At 70.0% G+C, this 16479-nt stretch carries 10 protein-coding genes and 1 pseudogene; 1 reads left to right on the top strand and 10 read right to left on the bottom strand.

Annotated features, from left to right (window positions below):
- Nucleotides 1-15: 15 nt before the first annotated feature.
- The 10 genes from OG520_RS02335 to OG520_RS02290 all read right to left on the bottom strand — a co-directional run bounded on the left by OG520_RS02335 (nt 16) and on the right by OG520_RS02290 (nt 10471).
- Nucleotides 16-1371, bottom strand: a complete 1356-nt coding sequence (locus tag OG520_RS02335; protein ID WP_406016402.1) for a methylaspartate mutase — start codon at nt 1369-1371, stop codon at nt 16-18.
- Between the two features lie 314 nt (nt 1372-1685).
- The gene (locus tag OG520_RS02330) at nt 1686-2189 is read right to left on the bottom strand and encodes a cobalamin B12-binding domain-containing protein (protein ID WP_266430965.1); all 504 of its coding nucleotides are present in this window, start codon (nt 2187-2189) and stop codon (nt 1686-1688) included.
- Entirely contained in the window at nt 2186-3478 is a 1293-nt protein-coding gene (locus OG520_RS02325; RefSeq protein WP_406011980.1) for a type III PLP-dependent enzyme, read from the bottom strand. Before OG520_RS02325 ends, OG520_RS02330 begins: the two co-directional genes overlap by 4 nt.
- Nucleotides 3475-5004, bottom strand: coding sequence for an AMP-binding protein (locus OG520_RS02320; RefSeq protein WP_406016401.1), 1530 nt, complete (start codon nt 5002-5004; stop codon nt 3475-3477). Before OG520_RS02320 ends, OG520_RS02325 begins: the two co-directional genes overlap by 4 nt.
- A gap of 34 nt (nt 5005-5038) precedes the next feature.
- Nucleotides 5039-6697, bottom strand: coding sequence for an AMP-binding protein (locus OG520_RS02315; RefSeq protein ID WP_406016400.1), 1659 nt, complete (start codon nt 6695-6697; stop codon nt 5039-5041).
- A gap of 59 nt (nt 6698-6756) precedes the next feature.
- A complete protein-coding gene (locus tag OG520_RS02310; RefSeq protein WP_389986390.1) occupies nt 6757-7008 on the bottom strand; it encodes a phosphopantetheine-binding protein in 252 nt (83 codons plus the stop codon).
- A gap of 38 nt (nt 7009-7046) precedes the next feature.
- Entirely contained in the window at nt 7047-7994 is a 948-nt protein-coding gene (locus OG520_RS02305) for an ACP S-malonyltransferase (RefSeq protein ID WP_266430971.1), read from the bottom strand.
- 112 nt (nt 7995-8106) lie between these two features.
- A complete protein-coding gene (locus OG520_RS02300; protein WP_266430973.1) occupies nt 8107-8331 on the bottom strand; it encodes a ferredoxin in 225 nt (74 codons plus the stop codon).
- Nucleotides 8328-9533, bottom strand: a complete 1206-nt coding sequence (locus tag OG520_RS02295) for a cytochrome P450 (RefSeq protein ID WP_266430974.1) — start codon at nt 9531-9533, stop codon at nt 8328-8330. Before OG520_RS02295 ends, OG520_RS02300 begins: the two co-directional genes overlap by 4 nt.
- Entirely contained in the window at nt 9530-10471 is a 942-nt protein-coding gene (locus OG520_RS02290; protein WP_266430976.1) for a proline iminopeptidase-family hydrolase, read from the bottom strand. Before OG520_RS02290 ends, OG520_RS02295 begins: the two co-directional genes overlap by 4 nt.
- A gap of 324 nt (nt 10472-10795) precedes the next feature.
- Here OG520_RS02290 and OG520_RS02285 point away from each other — a divergent pair.
- Nucleotides 10796-16396, top strand: a pseudogene (locus tag OG520_RS02285) (SDR family NAD(P)-dependent oxidoreductase); the annotation flags it as partial.
- Nucleotides 16397-16479 lie beyond the last annotated feature (83 nt).

Here is a 16479-nt window from a genome sequence, read left to right as displayed (position 1 = left end):
CGGACCGGTGGGCGGTCAGGACAGCGGCCGGTCCCCGTACAGGAACGGCTGGTCGTAGCTGCGCTGCACGAAGGACAGCGCTTCGAGCAGGTCTGAGGAGGTGACGGGACGGGCCCGGCCGCCGCCCACCAGGCCGGCAAGGGGCAGCGATCCGGTGTCGGCCCAGCGCAGCCAGCCGTCGCCGTCGATGTGGCTACGACTGCGGCCGGCGTTGTCCGGATGCAGGCAGTAGGGAATGTCCAGGTAACCGCGCTTGAACGCGAGCAGCAGGGCGTGGCCCAGGTCCGGGTGGCTGTTCAGCACCGCGTCGACGAGCGAGCGCGCCTCGGCGTACGTCTGCGAATCCTGCGTCGCGGCTTCCGCGGCCGCGGTGGCCGTGGCAGCCGGCACCCCTGGGCCTCCGGTGGCTACGGTCGTGCGGGCCACCCGGTCGGCGTGCTCCAGCGCGGCCACGTTCTCCGCGATGGTGGGGATGCGCCGGGCCTCGGCGACGGTCTTGACGATCAGCCGTTCCGAGCCGGTGCTGACCGCGAGTTCGGCGGCCTGGCCGAGCAGCCGGTAGCAGCCCTCGGGCGTCGTGGGATACACACCCATGTAGGCGTAGATCACTACGTGCCAGTCGGCGTCAGGCAGCAGCTCCGCGCACAGCCTGCGGAGCGCGAGCACCGCTTCGCGGTCCTGCGCGCCATTGGTCTGCTGGGCGTAGCTGACGGACAGGTCGCCGATCCCGAGACGGTGGAAGAACAGCGCCTCCAGGACGCTGACGGCGACGAGCATGCTCGGCGGGCACAGCTGGCCCAGCATGCAGCCGCCGAAGGTCTCCATGTGGGGATTGGCGCCCCACTCGCGAAGCTGTGCGAACAGGGTGCCGCTGCGCTGCCAGTTGCGCATCGACTCGTCGAGCGGGGTACGGCCGTACGGCAGGCAGTATGAGACCGGGCCGCCCTCGGTGGCGCTGAGCCCGGCCCGCATCAGGGCGACGAAGATGTCGAACGGCACCGCGGAGCCGTGCCTGACCTGCACCGGGAAGTCGTCGGAGAGCACGTCGCGCAGTACCGAACGGGTGGTCTCGACGTCGTAACTGACAATGGGGAAGCCGTTGAGGCCGATGCCTTCCCGCAGCGCCGTCTCGATCGCGGCGAGGTCCCCGACCCGGGTGTAGCTGTCCAGGGTGAGGGTGCCGACGGTGGTGGCGTCGGCACGCCGGGTGGCGAGCAGCCCTTCGCGCATGGTCGCTGGGTCGCCGAACCCCATGCGGGGCTGCACGACGAGTCGGCCGGCCCGGTGCGAGCGGCGTACGAACGCGCCGAAGTCGCCGACCGGGGAATCCGGAGCGCCGGCCGCCCGCACGGCCGAACCGGGCGGGTCCACGGGCCGGGTGCGCGCCGGGATGACGCCGGGCACGGACGTACCCCCCGTACTGCCGGCGACAGCACGGACTGCCGGGCCCCCACCGGACACGGAACCGCTTGCCGGGGAGCCACCCTGCGGGACAACGCTCGTTGGGTCTCCGTCCAACGGGACGTTCCCGGACGCGGCGCCGTCCAGCGTGGCACCGCCGGGCGTGCCGTCCGGTGCCAGGCCCGGCTCCGCACCGGCCGTCGCGGCAACTCCCGGCTCGGCACCGGCCCTGCCGGCGCCTCGCCGGGCCGGACCGTTCTCCGGCGCCGCAGCGAAGCGGTCGTTCACGACAGCGCTCTCTGCGGTATGCCACCGATGAAACGCTGGAAGGCGGCGATCTCCTGCGCGCCGTCCTCGAAGACACTGTCGAAGCCCGCGGCGACCAGTTCCGCCACGCGCCCAGCGCCCTCGCCGCCGGAGATGCCGAGCTTCCCACCGATCACCGCGGGAAGCTCCGCCAGTCCGCGCTCGTCGCGGAGCTTCCTGATGACGCGCAGACCGTCCTGGGCGCCGTGACCGTTGACGCTGCTCAGTACGAGCATGGCCGGCGCGCGCTCCAGGCACTCCTGTACGAGCAGCTCGTCCGGGACACACGGGCCCAGATTCACCACGTCGTACCCCTGCTCCTCGATCAGCAGCTGCATGAACACCAGGTTCCAGGTGTGCGAGTCGGAAGCCAGCCCGCTGACCAGGACCGTCTGCCGGCGTCGCGCCGTGGCCACCGCTGCCGTGTTCGCCTCGGTGCTCGCCGGTCCCGGTCCCGTCAGCTGCCGCGCGAGGAGGGTCATGCCCGCCCTCCACCGACCGGTGACGGGCCTTCCAACGGGGCCGACGGGGCCAGCGGGACCCGGCTGTGCTCCAGCCGGGACGCGGACACCACCTCACCACCGCGCACCAGCACCTCGGCGGGAGCGGGCCGGCCCAGAAACATCAGGAGGCTCGCGGTGGGGCCGTACGCCCCTGCGTTAGGGATGGTGAGGATGTCGCCGACGCGCAGATTCGGCAGGTCCACCTGGCGGCCGAGCACATCGCCCGGCGTGCACAGCGGACCGACCAGACTGGCGCTCAGCCCCCTGCCGTCCTCGATCTCCGCGGCCTGCTCAGGGCCCTCCGGCTGGACCGCCACAGGCAGCAGCCGGCCCAGGCCCGACATCCCACCGAAGGTGTTGATGCCGGCGTCCAGGATGACGAACGTACGGCCGCGGCTCTCCTTGATGTTGACCACCCGGGTCAGCAGCACACCGCTGTCGCCCACCAGATAGCGGCCGGACTCGCAGGCGAGGTGCGGTGTGCCCCGGCGCCAGTCGGGGAACAGCTCGTCCAGCGTGGTCTCCAGCCGCTCGCGCAGCTTCTCGTACACCGGGCGCTCACCGGGCACGGCGTACGGTGCGGCGAACCCGCCGCCGATGTCCAGGAATCGCAGCGGCAGCCCGTGTTCGCTCTCGAGATCGGCGGCGACCGACAACGTGTGCCGGAACTCCCCGACCAGGCTGTCCTCGTCCCTGGCATTGCTGAGCGGGAAGAAGTGCGCACCCGCGACCCGGGTGCCGGGCACCGCGCGCAGTTTGGGCAGTATCTCGCCCAGCGTCTCGGTGTCGATGCCGAACTGCGAGGGCGTGCCGGTCATGCGGATGCTGGTGGTGGCGCTGGCCGAGGCGCTGTTGATGCGCAGCAGACAGTCGGCCACCACCCCCTGGACACCGGCGGCGGCGCCCACGTGCTCCATGTCGGTGAGGGACTCCACCGAGAACAGCCGCACCCCGGCGCCGATGGCGTCGACCAGCTCGCCGTCCGTCTTGCCAGGACCGGTGTAAAGGATCTCCGCCGGATCGAACCCGGCCTCCAGTGCGGCGGCCAACTCGCCCAGCGAGCTGATCTCGGCCCGGCAGACGCGCCCGTCGCCCGCGCCAAGGGCACGCAGCACCTCCGGGTGCGGATTGGCCTTGACCGCGCTGAACAGACTGAACGGTTCAGGCAGAGCGTCGAACAGGTCCTGCCGCGCCGCGGCGATCCGGTCCAGGTCGTACACGTACAGCGGAGTGCCGTACCGCTCGGCCAGCTCGGTGTACCGAGTCACTGGTCGCTCCCGTCGAGCAGCTCGGCGAGCTGCTTCTTCTCGTTCTTGCCGTGCAGGGTGAGGGGGAAGTCGCTGAGTACCCGACAGGTCGCGGGAACCTTCTGCCGCTCCAGCCGGCCTGCCAGCTCGCGCAGGACCGCGTGTGGCGCGAGATCGCACTCCACGAACAGCGCCAGGTCGTGCCGGTCCGAGGGCGGCAGCACCGCCGCCTGCCGCACGCCGGGAATGTCCATGGCGGCGGCCTCGATCTCGATGGTGCTCATCCGGATGCCCTTGCGCTTGAACATGTCGTCGCGGCGGCCCTGGAAGTACAGATAGCCGTCCTCGTCGAGAGAGCCGTAGTCCCCGGTGTGCAGCCGCAGCTCTCCGGAGGGCTCGTGGCGGCGGAAGTTGCGCGCGCTCACCTCCGGATTGCGCCAGTACCCGGGCATCACGTGCGGGCCCGCGGCGACGATCTCGCCGGACTCCCCGGCGGGCACGGGCTCGCCGTCCTCGCCCAGGATGAGGACCCGGGTGCCGGGCAGCGGCAGACCGACCGAGTCGGGCCGCTCGCGGTCCTGCCCCGGCGGCATGATGGAGACGCGCTTGCATTCGGTCTGCCCGAACTGGCGGACCACACGCACACCGGGGAACGCGTCGCGCAGCGTCTCGATGGTCGGCTGGGGCAGCGCGGCACCGGTGTTGGTGAACATCCGCACCAGGGGCGCGGGATTCTCGGAGCGGCGCGCCAGCGTGGCGATCATGGTGGCCAGCGACGGCACGATCGGGACGACGGTGGCCCCGCTGTCCCTGATGGCGGACAGCAGCCGGAGGTCCGACTCGCCGTCGGCCAGCACGATTTCGCTGCGCCCGACCGCGCACATCAGGACCTTGTACAGGCCGTAGTCCCAGGACATCGGGAAGCGGCAGAACACCACGTCGTCGGGGCGGTAGCCGAGCACCTGGACCATCGACCGGGTGGCGAAGGTGATCTGCGCGTGCGGGCAGATCACCGCCTTCGGGGCGGCGGTGCTGCCCGAGGTGTAGACGAGGACCGCGGGCTGGTCCGGCGCGACGTCGACCGCCGTCTGCGGCCGCGGGCCCCGGTCGGCGATCTTCTCCACCTCGCTCCACACACCGCCGAACGGGTGGACGGGGGCCGTGGTGACCGTGCCGAGCGTCTCGTGCTGTCCCTCGGCGCCGATGACCAGGGCGGGCTCGGCGTTCTCCAGCACCGTACGCAGGTGGAATGCCTTCATGTTCGGGTTGAGCGGTACGAAGACGACTCCGCGCCGGGACGCGCCGTAGAACAGGGCGACCAGTTCCCGGTTGGTCGGCAGTTGTACGACCAGGCGATCGCCCGGTCCGAGACCCTGCGCCTCCAGCCAGTCGGCGAAGGCGCGGCTGTACTTGTCGAGACGGGCGTAGCTCCACTGCCCGTCGGCGTCGCTGACCGCCGCCGACGAGGGCGTGGAGGAGACGGCCTCGTCCAGCAGGGTGTGGACAAGGCTGCCATGACTGTGGCCGGGCACGGGGACCCCGTGCACCGCGCCGGAAGTGCTGTCCAACGCTCTTCTCCTGTCAGGTCGTCGGCGTGCTGGGCTTGCTGGACGTGCTGGTGGTCTCAGTGGTGGCGCCGGGGGCGCTGTGCGTACCGGGCGCTCCCAGCCACGCCTCGGCACGGCCTCGCAGTACACCCCGGTCGGTCTTCCGGTTGGAATTGAGCGGGAACTCGTCCAGCCGCCAGTAGTGCCTGGGCGTCATGCCTTGCGGCAGGACTGCCCGCAGCTGCCGGGCGAACGTGGCGGCGGGCACGGCCGAACCGGTGTAGAAGACCGCGAGTTCGGTGCCCGAAGCGCCGACCACATCGACCGTGACCGCCTCGGTGACGCCCTCGCAGCCGCGCAGCGCGTGGTCGATCTCGGGGAGCTCCACGCGCCATCCCGCGATCTGCACCTGCGAGTCCAGCCGTCCCAGGTAGGCGAGTTCGCCTTCCTCGCCGATTCGCCGGACCCGGTCTCCGGTGCGGTACCAGGTGCGCTCGTCGTGCTCCAGGAAGCGGCCTTCATTGTCGGCCGGATCCAGGTAGCCGCGAGCCATCTGAGGTCCCGTCACACACAACTCACCCTCATTGGGGGCAGGTTGACCGTCTTCGTCGAGCAGGAGGTGGTCGTGTCCGTCGTTGACCCGGCCGATCGGCACCACACCGTTCACCGCGATCCCCGGGGAACGCTCCGGCTCCCACCGGTGCGCGGCGATCGTGATCGTCAGCTCGGTCGGTCCGTACAGGTTCTCCAGCGTCGAATGCGGTGCGGCCGTCTGCCAGTCGGTGGCGTCCTGACAGGTCAGTGCCTCACCGGCGAAGAAGCTCCAGCGCAGTCCGGACAGCGCGCCGGGAACCAGCCCGCCGAGCCGGCGCACCAGCGGGATCGCGCTGGGCGTGGAGAACCACACCGTCGTCCGGCTCTCGGCCAGGAAGGCCGGCATCGCGCGGTACGCACCGGGCGGCGCCCACAGTGCGGTCGCCCCCGCACCCCAGGCGCAGAACAGGTCGAACATCGCGCAGTCGAAGTTGAGGTCGAAGGTCTGGGAGAAGACGTCCTGCGGCGTGAAGTCGTAACGCTCGTCCTGGAGCCGGAAGTAGTGCGAGGCACTTCCGTGGCTGATCGGCACGCCCTTGGGGCGGCCCGTCGACCCGGAGGTGAACAACACGTACGCCGCGTCGGCCGGCCGCACCGGGCGCGGCTCGCTCAGCGCGCCGGCCGCTTCCGGGACGATCCGGTCGACACTCGGATGCGTACCGGGTCCGCAACCGGGCGCGAGGACGGGCAGTACGACGTCGGGGCCACCAGTGTCGAGCGGCTCCTCGCCGTCCGGCCCCGGCGCCATCAGCTCCGGCAACTGCGCCCAGCCGGCCTCGTCGGCGATGACGGCGGACACCTGAGCGGCCCGCATCATGCGGCGGGTGCGCGCCGGGGGGAAGCCCGGTTGCAGCGGCACGACGGTGGCTCCCGCGTACAGCGCGGCGAGGATGCCGACGTACGCGTCGACTCCCTTCGCCGCCAGCACCGCCACGGTGCCCGGCGGTTTGCGCACCGCGCGCAGCAGCGCACCTGCCCAGACGAGCGCCCGCTCGTGCGCCTGCTCGTACGTGACCGAGTCGGCCCCGACCCGTACCGCGTCGTTGCGCGGCGCCAGGTCGACTCCGCGCAGAAAACGCCCGTGCAGCGCCTCTCCCATGGCTGCGTCCACTGCTCCTCCTTCGATGCTCGACCCTGCGGGTCCCGGGTGCCGCGGATTCAGGCGGCCTGCTCCTCGACCAGACCGGACAGCACCTTCCACAGCACACCGGGGGTCTGGAACGTCTCCTGGCCGAGTGCCTCGTCCTGGAACCGCACGTCGTACGTCTGTTCCAGCGCCGCGAGCAGCTCGACGATGCCGAGCGAGTCCAGGCCCAGGTCGCGCAGCGTGGTGTCCTCGGCGAGCTTCTCGTCGGCGCCGAGGAACGGCAGGAACCTGCGTAGCAGATCCTCGAACTTCTGGTCCCACATGGTGAATTGCCTTTCGGGGGAGGTGAGAAAGGAACGGTTCAGGTACGGGCGGGCTGCGGCCTCGGCTGGAGAGCGACCCGCGGCGTGACCGGTACCACCTCGAAGTTGGACGTCGTGCGCCGCACCCGGCCGAAGAGACTGTCCTTACCGGCCACGCACACGGTGCCGACGCCGGCTTCGCGCAGCGCGTCGACGACCGCGGGCCAGCGCATCGGGCGTACGCAGCTGTCCAGCAGCATGGTGCGCACCCCCTCACCCGTGGTGATCAGCGAGCCGTCCTGATCCGCGACGACCGGGATCCGCGGGTCGGCGAAGTCCAGGGGCCCGAAGACCTCTTCCTGGGCGCGGGCGCGCAGTCCTCCGAATGCCGAGCAGTGCATCGGCGGCCGCATCGAGTACAGCGACATGCCGCCCAGTGAACGCAGCCTCGGCTTCAGCCATTCGAGGTTGTGCTCGCGCAGCGTGAGCATGTAGAAGTCGTCGTCGATGTAGCAGGAGATCTCGTACGTCTCGCCGCGTTCGTCCAGCTCCGCCAGTACTTCTCGCAGCTTGTCCTCGGGCACACGCACGAAGGAGTGGGTGACCAGGTCCTTGAACTCCGTACTGAAGTAGTCCTCCAGCAGGCGCGCGAATCCGGCGGTGGCGCGGACGGCGTCGGGGAAGTCCAGCGCGCCGCTGAACGCGGCGGCCGGCTTCTCGCCGAAGCTCGGGCCCGTGCACAGCTCGGCCTCGACACCCAGCGTGTGCCCGGCCCACTGGGCCAGCGCCAGCGAGTTGACCATGAACGCGACCTGGGCGTATTCGCTGTAGTCGCCCTCGGTCTGCCGGTAGCGGTCGAGCAGCGAGTACCCGAGGACCTGGTCGGCGGTGGCGATCAGCTTCCGGGCGTAGGGGTTGATGACCATGAACTTCCCGACCTCCGCGAAGGGGGTGGGCCCCATGCCGGGGAAGATCATCGCGGTTCCGGTCGGGGATGCGGTGGTCATGTGCATGGTCCCTTCGAGATGTACAGGCATACGGAGGCGCAGATGTTGAGTGGCGGGGTGATGGAGCGGGCGGGGCGGACGGGTACGGGGAGCGGTGCCCGTACCCGTACCGCTACTCCTCGGGAGCGAGCAGCACGCCGGTGCTGGTGTCGTGCACCGTGATCGCGGACACCGGGCAGGTCTCCGCGGCGTCCAGCGCCGCCTCGTCGGGTTCCGTCGTCCCGACCCGCGGGTAGGACTTGCCGGACCGCAACTCGAAGTGTCCGGGCGCGTAATTGGCGCACACCGACGCGCCGATGCAGGCCGTCCGGTCGACGGCGATGGCCCAACTGCTCACCAAGTCACTCGCAGCCGCTTCGGACCGCGCACCAGCATTCCCTGCTTCCAGACGACACTGTCCTCGACATCGGCGATGTCCAGGGTGGGGAAGCGCTCGATGAGGGTGCTCAGCACGCTCTGGAGCTCCATCCGCGCGAGCTGGGCGCCCAGACAGTGGTGCGGCCCGTGGCCGAAGCCGATGTGCGGATTGTTCTCGCGGGTCACGTCGAGCCGCTCGGGGTCCTCGAAGATCTCGGGGTCGCGGTTGGCCGAGGCCACCGAACCGAGCACCGGTTCACCGGCCTTCACCGTGACATCGCCGAACTGGACGTCCTCCAGGGCGTACCTGGCGAACATCGCGGAGTAGTTCAGCGGGATCCAGCGCACCAGTTCCTCGACCGCCTGCGGCACCAACTCCGGTTTCGAGCAGAGCAGTTCCCACTGGTCGCGCTGGCTGAGCAGTGCGTAGAGGAAGTTGGGGATCTGCGAGGCGGTCGTCTCGGTGCCGGTGATGAGCAGGCCACCGGTCACATGCATGACCAGCTCCTCCTCGCTCAGCCGGTCGCCGTCCTCGTCACGCGTCTTGACCAGCGCGCCGAGCAGGTCCTCGGTGGGATTGCGACGCCGCTCCGCGACCAGCTCGCCGATGTAGGCGAACAGCTCCTTGGCGTTGCGCTCCATCTCTTCCCACGGCAGCGCCGTCGTGGAGACCATCGCCTCGGACCAGACGCGCAGCTTGGGGCGGTCCGCCGCCGGCACACCCAGCATCTCGGAGATCACCGTCACCGGCACGGGGACGGCGAAGTTCTCCACCATCTCGAAGGGGCCGCCCTGCTCGACCATGGTGTCGGCCAGGCCGTTCACGATCCGCTGGGTGTCCGCGCGCATCAGCTCCACGCGGCGCCCGGTGAACGCCTTGGCGACCAGCTTGCGAAGTCGGGCGTGGTCCGGTGCGTCCATGCCGACCAGGCCGTCGTCCAAGTGCTCGCCGGGGTGGGTGCGCGGCTGGTTGCGCGTCCTGGCCATCGCCCGGCTGAAGCGGGGGTCGGCCAGGACGGTGCGTACGTCCTGGTAGCGCGTGGCCAGCCAGGCGGGTTCGCCGATCGGGAACTGCACCCGGCTCAGCGGTTCCTCCGTACGCAGCTTCGCGTACATGGGGTCGAGTATGAGCCGGTCCGGCTCGCTGAACGGATATGCGCGAACCTCCTGAGCAGTGGTCACCCGCGTGCCTCATCCTTCAAGTTGTTGAGTTCTTGGTGTTCTTGGATTTCCTTGAGAAAACCGACCATGACCGAGGTGAAACGCTCGGGCTCTTCGATGTGCGGCATGTGACTGGATTCCTCGAAGATTTCCCAGCGCACTTTCGGTATGCGCTCGAAATAGGGTCGGACGGTGGCCGGCGTGGCCTCGTCGTAACGCCCGCTGATCAATAGGGTCGGTACTTCGATGTGCGGCAGCCGGTCTTCGACCGACCAGTCCTTGAGCGTCCCGATGACATGGAATTCATTGGGCCCGTTCATGGCGTGGTAGACGGTCGGATCGTCATTGATCTCCATGAAGGTGGCCAGATAGTCCCGGGGCCACGGAAGGACGCGGCACACATGACGGTCGTAGAAGACCCGCATGGCCGCGAAGTATTCGTCTGTGTCCGTGGTGCCCGCGGCCTCGTGCTGGAGCAGCGTCTCCTGCACCTCTGGCGGAAGCTGCTCCCTGAGCACCTTCATCTCCTGGAGCCACAGCGGCATCGACGCCGGTGAGTTGGCGATCACCAGGCCGCGTAGTCCGGCCGGCCGGTCGGAGGCATGAGCCGCGGCCAGCATCCCGCCCCAGGACTGACCGAACAGAATGTAGTTGTCGGCCACCCCGAGGTGCCGCAACAGGTTGTCGAGTTCGTCCCGGAAGAGCTGGACGGTCCAGAAGTCCGTTCCGTTGTCCGGCAGCCGCGTCGACCCGCCGTTCCCCAGCTGGTCGTAGTGGACTACCGGCCGGCCGGCCTCCGCCAGGGCCGTCATGCTCAGCAGGTAGTCGTGCGTGCTGCCGGGACCACCGTGCAGTACGACGACGGGCGGCAGTCCGCAGCGGAGATCCCCGGTGACGCGGTACCAGGTCTTGTAATCGCCGAAGGGGGCGGTTCCTCTGGCGGTCGGTGTCGCGGGCATATTCCCACCCCGGGTCAATGTTTCGCAGCCTTCAACGGGAAGAACGCTATAGCAGCGAAGTAGTCAGGCAGACCCCTAGCAACCCCTATGAGCCCTTAGTTGAAGGGCTTCTTCGCCGACCCCTGGATATGGTGGTTCACCAAGTGATTCTTAAGAGTGCCCATAGCTTCGGCATTTGCGTAGGGGCCCCTGTCGGCGACCGCTAGTAGGGGTGGCTAGGGGGGGCTATGGGTGGTCGGCGGATGAGGGCCGCCCGTAGCGTTCGGATGGACAATCCGACCGGGTTCAGGGGGTTCTTGGGTGGAAAGCGAGAAGAAGCTTCTCGACTACCTCAAGCGAGCGACGGCCGATCTTCGGGAGGCACGCCGCCAGTTGCGCGAAGCCGAGCGCAGGGAACACGAGCCCATCGCGATCGTCGGCATGAGCTGCCGCTATCCGGGTGGCGTCACATCTCCCGAGGAGCTGTGGCAACTACTGGAAACCGGCCGGGACGGAATCTCCGGATTCCCTGCCGGGCGTGGCTGGGACATCGAGGGACTGTACGACCCCGACCCTGACCAGCCCGGCAAGACCTATGCCCGTGAGGGCGGATTCCTGCACGACGCGGCCGACTTCGACGCCGAGTTCTTCGGCATCGGCCCGCGTGAGGCGCTGGCGATGGACCCGCAGCAGCGGCTGCTCCTGGAGGCCTGCTGGGAAGCACTGGAGCGCGCCGGGCTCGACCCGCACTCACTGCGCGGCAGTCGGACCGGTGTCTTCGCCGGAGTGATGTACCACGACTACGCCTCGCGCCTGTCCAGCATTCCGGACGAGGTGGACGGGTACATCGGCAACGGCAATTCAGGCAGCGTCGTGTCGGGCCGCGTCTCCTACGCCCTGGGGCTGGAAGGCCCGGCGGTGACGGTGGACACGGCGTGCTCGTCGTCGCTGGTGGCGCTGCACTGGGCGGTACAGGCGCTGCGCAACGGCGAATGCTCGCTGGCCCTGGCCGGCGGTGTGACGGTGATGTCGACGCCCGACACCTTCACCGAGTTCAGCCGGCAGCGCGGGCTCGCGGCCGACGGCCGCTGCAAGGCCTTCGCCGAAGCCGCGGACGGCACCGGGTGGGGCGAGGGTGTGGGTGTGCTGTTGGTGGAGCGGCTCTCCGACGCCCAGCGCAACGGCCACCGCGTGCTGGGAGTGGTACGGGGCAGCGCGGTCAACCAGGACGGGGCAAGCAGCAGTCTGACGGCGCCGAACGGCCCGTCGCAGCAGCGGGTCATCCTGCAGGCACTGGCAAACGCGCGGCTGCGTCCGGCTGACGTGGACGCGGTGGAGGCGCACGGTACGGGTACGAAGCTCGGCGACCCGATCGAGGCGCAGGCGCTGCTGGCGACGTACGGTCAGAACCGTTCGGACCACGGCCCACTGTGGCTCGGATCGGTGAAGTCGAATCTGGGTCATACACAGGCTGCGGCGGGTGTGGCCGGGATCATCAAGATGGTCATGGCGATGCGTCATGGTGTGCTGCCCAAGACGTTGCATGTGGATGAGCCGTCGTCGAAGGTGGACTGGACGGTGGGGCGGGTGGAGCTGCTGACCGAGGCGGTGGCCTGGGACAGTGAGCGGCCGCGCCGGGCGGGAGTCTCGTCGTTCGGGATCAGCGGGACGAACGCGCACGTGATCATCGAAGAGGCGCCCCAGGAGGAGGCGGCCCCGGAGCGTCAGGATGCCGCGCAGCCGACGCTGCCACTGTTGCTCAGCGCGCGGACCGATGGTGCGCTGCGGGCACAGGCGGCCGGTCTGGTGGGCCTGCTGGAAGGGGCGGAGGCCCCTCATCCGGTGGATGTGGCCCTGGCCCTGGCCACGTCCCGTGCGCAGCTGGAGCGTCGTGCGGTGGTCACCGGTGCGGAGCGTGGGCAGTTGCTGTCCGGGCTACGGGCACTGGAGGCCGGCGAGGAAGCGGGTGTCGTGCGGGGTACGGAGGGAGAGGGGCGGCTGGCCTTCCTGTTCACCGGACAAGGTGCCCAACGCCCCGGTATGGGACGCGAACTCGCCGCAGCCTTTCCGGTGTTCGCGGCAGCCCTGGACGAGGTGTGCGGACACCTGGACCCCCTGCTGGACCACCCCCTGAAGGACGTGCTCTTCGCTCAGGAGGGTTCGGACCTGGCGGTGCTGCTGGACCGGACGGAGTACGCCCAGCCCGCCCTGTTCGCCATCGAGACGGCCCTGTTCCGCCTGGTGGAGTCGCTGGGTGTACGCCCCGATCTGCTGGCCGGGCACTCCATCGGCGAGATCAGCGCGGCGCACGCCGCCGGCGTGTTCTCCCTCGCCGACGCCTGCACCCTGGTCGCCGCGCGCGGCCGCCTCATGCAGGCCCTGCCCGACGGCGGCACCATGGCCGCCCTCCAGGCCACCGAAGACGATGTCCGCACCCACCTCAACGGCGTCGGCAACGCGGCGATCGCGGCGGTGAACGGCCCTCGCGCAGTGGTGGTCTCCGGCACGGCGGCCTCCGTCGACAAGGTCGTGGAGGCAGTACGCGCCCAGGGCGGCAAGACCTCGTACCTGAAGGTCTCGCACGCCTTCCACTCCCCGCTGATGGACCCGATGCTGGACAAGTTCCGCACGGTGGTGTCGGGCCTCGCCTACAGCGAGCCCCGTACCCCAGTCGTCTCGAACGTCACCGGACGCACCGCCACGCCGGGTGAGCTCACCTCCCCCGACTACTGGGTGACCCACGTCCGCGAAGCCGTCCGCTTCAACGACGCCATACGCGCCCTGGCCACCGAAGGCATCACCACCTACCTCGAAATCGGCCCCGACGCGGTCCTCACCGCCATGGCCCCCGACGCCCTCCCCGACGACACCACAGCCGTGTTCGTCCCGCTCCTGCGCCGCAACCGCCCCGAGAAGGCCGAGACCCTCACCGCCCTGGCCCGCCTCTGGACCAGCGGGCACACCATCAACTGGCCCGCCCTGCACACCGGCCGCCCCGCCCGCCCGGTCGACCTCCCCACCTACCCCTTCCAACACCGGCGCTACTGGCTGGAGTCCACCCCCGACACCGGCGACGTCACCACCCTCGGCCAGGACTCCGCCCGTCACCCCCTGCTCGGCGCCGTACTCCACCGCGCCGGCACCGACGAATCCATCCTCACCGGCCGCATCAGTACCCGCACCCACCCCTGGCTCGCCGACCACAGCATCATGGGCGCCGTGCTCCTGCCCGGCACCGCGCTCGTCGAACTCGCCATCCACGCCGGTGACCACACCGGCACCCCCCACCTCGAAGAGCTCACCCTCCAGGCGCCGTTCGTTCTCCCCCCGGAGCAGGCTCTCCAGCTCCAGATCACGGTCGGGCCCCCTGACGCATCCGACCGCCGCACCCTCACCATCCACTCACGCCCGGACTCGGGCGACGTACCCAGGGATGCGCCCTGGACTCAGCACGCCCAAGGCACTCTCACGCCCCAACTCCCCTCGGCCGAGGCCGACTCCAGCTCCGATCTCAGCAACTGGCCGCCCACCGGCGCCCAGCCCATCACGTTGCACGACACCTACGAAGACCTCGCCACCCAGGGCTACCACTACGGCCCCGTCTTCCAGGGGCTCAAGGCCGCCTGGCGCGCCGGCAACGACATCTACGCCGAAGTCGCCCTCCCTCCGGAAGCTCACCAGGACGCCGGCGCCTTCGGCGTCCATCCGGCCCTGCTCGACGCCGCCCTCCACGCCAATCTCTTTGATGAGGGCGACAGCCAGGACAGTGCCGAAGGGCCGCGGCTGCCCTTCGCGTGGAGCGGCGTTTCGGTGCATGCGGCAGGTGCCACCTCGCTGCGTGTACGCGTGACGTCCCATGGCCCTGATGAGGCGTCAGTACTGGCCACGGACCCGACCGGTGCTCCGGTGATATCGATACGGTCGCTGGCCGCGCGTGCCGTCAGCGCCGAACAGCTGGCGGCGGCCGGTAGCGACGACGACGCACTGCTGCGGCCGAGCTGGGCCGAGCGGGCCGGATGGTCTCCGTCCGAGGAACCGGCCGGCAGTTGGGCGGTCATCGGCAGCAGCGAGGGCGACCGGCTCGTGGCGGCTTTCGGCGCCGACGCTCCGGTGTTCTCCGATCTCGCGGCACTCAGGGCGACGCCCGGCCCCGTACCGGACTTCGTGGCCCTCGCGTGCACAGGAGCCCTCGCGCGCACAGGAAGCGAGGATCATGGAACCGGTCTGCTGGACCGTATGCGCACCGCGACGGTCCGTGTGCTGGAGGCCGTGCAGGAGTGGCTGGCCGACCCGAGGTTCGTCGACTCCCGGCTGGTGATCCTCACCAGCGGCGCGGCCGGCCCCGACGCCGAGCCCGGCACGGCCGTGGACCTGGTTCACGCTCCGTTGTGGGGCCTGGTGCGTTCCGCACAGGCCGAACAACCCGGCGGGAGGTTGCTGCTCCTCGACTGGGACGGCACCCCGGCCTCCGCACAGCTTCTGCGATCTGCTGCAGCCACTGACGGAACCGAACTCGTTCTGCGTGACGGCAAGTTGTTGGAACCGCGGCTCGTGAGAGAGCAGCAGAGCGCAGTCGAGGCCATCGGCGCGCCCCGGGGGGATCCGGAAGGCACCGTACTGATCACGGGCGGAACCGGCGGTCTCGGTGCCGCTGTCGCCCGCCACCTGGCCGCGCGGCACGGCGCCCGTCGGCTGCTGCTGGTCAGCCGTCGCGGTGAGAGGGCGCCCGGTGCTCTTGAACTTGCTCAAGAACTGGCCGAGTTCGGGACCGAAGCGGTACCGGTGGCATGTGATGTCGCGGACCGCGCCGCACTGGAGAAGCTGCTCGCCGAGATCCCGTCCTGTCACCCCCTCACGGCTGTGATCCATACAGCAGGTGTGGCCGACAACAGCCTGATCGAGACGCAGACCGCGCGAAGCGTGGACTCGGTACTGCGTCCCAAGGCGGACGCAGCCTGGCATCTGCACGAGCTGACGCAGCATCAACCACTTGTCGCCTTCGTGCTGTTCTCCTCCACCGCAGGCCTCTTCGTCGGCGCCGGACAGGCCAACTACGCCGCCTCGAACGTCTTCCTCGATGCCCTCGCCCGCCACCGCAGGGCCCAGGGCCTGCCTGCTCTCTCCCTCGCCTGGGGCCTGTGGGCCGAGGCCCAGGGCATGGCGGGCCGGCTGACCGAGGCCGATCTGGAACGGATACGGCGGATGGGCATGCGCCCGCTGCCCACCGGCCGGGCGCTTGCCCTGCTGGATTCGGCCATGGCTGTCGATGCCCCGGTGCTCGTACCGGTCGGGCTGGAGGCGGCGGTGCTGCGCTCGCCGGGCGGACCGGTGCCCGCGCTGCTTCGTACGCTCGTACGCAATCCGATGCGCCGCGCCGTCCCGGCCGCGGCGACAGCGGCTCCTGCGGCGGCCCCCGAAGCGCTCTCGCTGCGGCTGTCCGGCCTGTCGGAGGCCGACCGCGACCTCCTCCTCCTCGATCTGGTCCGGGACAGCGCGGCAGCCGTGCTCGGTCACGGAAGCGGCCAACACATCGACCCTGAGCGGGCGTTCAAGGACATCGGCTTCGATTCACTGGCGGCCGTCGATCTGCGCAACCTGTTGGGCGCGGCCACCGGCCTGCGGCTGCCGGCGACCCTCGTCTTCGACTTCCCCGCGCCGGCCGTGCTGGCCGCGCACCTGGCGGCCGAGCTCGTGCCGGCCCTTTCCTCGGGGCAGTCGCTGTTCGCCGAGATCGACCGCCTGGAATCGGCTCTGCTCGCCTCGCCCCTGGACGAGGGCGAGCGCGACGGGGAGCATGCGGCAGTCGCCGCGCTACTGGAGACACTGGTACGCAAATGGCGGGACCGGCGCGGTGCGGGGCAGGACGCCGTAGTCCGTGCGGATTACGAGTCGGCCACCGACGACGAGCTGTTCGCCGCTCTGGACGGCGAAATCGGAATCCCGTAGCAGGAGCCGGGCCGACGGCACCGACGGCCCGGATGCCCTCCCCGTATTTCCGCTCCGCCCGCCCCGAATCGCTCGACAGACCT

Origin of the sequence: Streptomyces sp. NBC_00984, assembly GCF_045162475.1 — a bacterium.
Lineage (GTDB): Bacteria > Actinomycetota > Actinomycetes > Streptomycetales > Streptomycetaceae > Streptomyces.
This window is presented reverse-complemented; position numbering and strand designations above follow the sequence as displayed.

What these genes read in the sequence shown, in the direction of transcription:
- OG520_RS02330 (WP_266430965.1), bottom strand. Translation starts at nt 2,189, where the DNA reads ATGACCCTCCTCGCGCGGCAGCTGACGGGACCGGGACCGGCGAGCACC.
- OG520_RS02305 (WP_266430971.1), bottom strand. Translation starts at nt 7,994, where the DNA reads ATGACCACCGCATCCCCGACCGGAACCGCGATGATCTTCCCCGGCATG.
- OG520_RS02315 (WP_406016400.1), bottom strand. Translation starts at nt 6,697, where the DNA reads ATGGGAGAGGCGCTGCACGGGCGTTTTCTGCGCGGAGTCGACCTGGCG.
- OG520_RS02290 (WP_266430976.1), bottom strand. Translation starts at nt 10,471, where the DNA reads ATGCCCGCGACACCGACCGCCAGAGGAACCGCCCCCTTCGGCGATTAC.
- OG520_RS02310 (WP_389986390.1), bottom strand. Translation starts at nt 7,008, where the DNA reads ATGTGGGACCAGAAGTTCGAGGATCTGCTACGCAGGTTCCTGCCGTTC.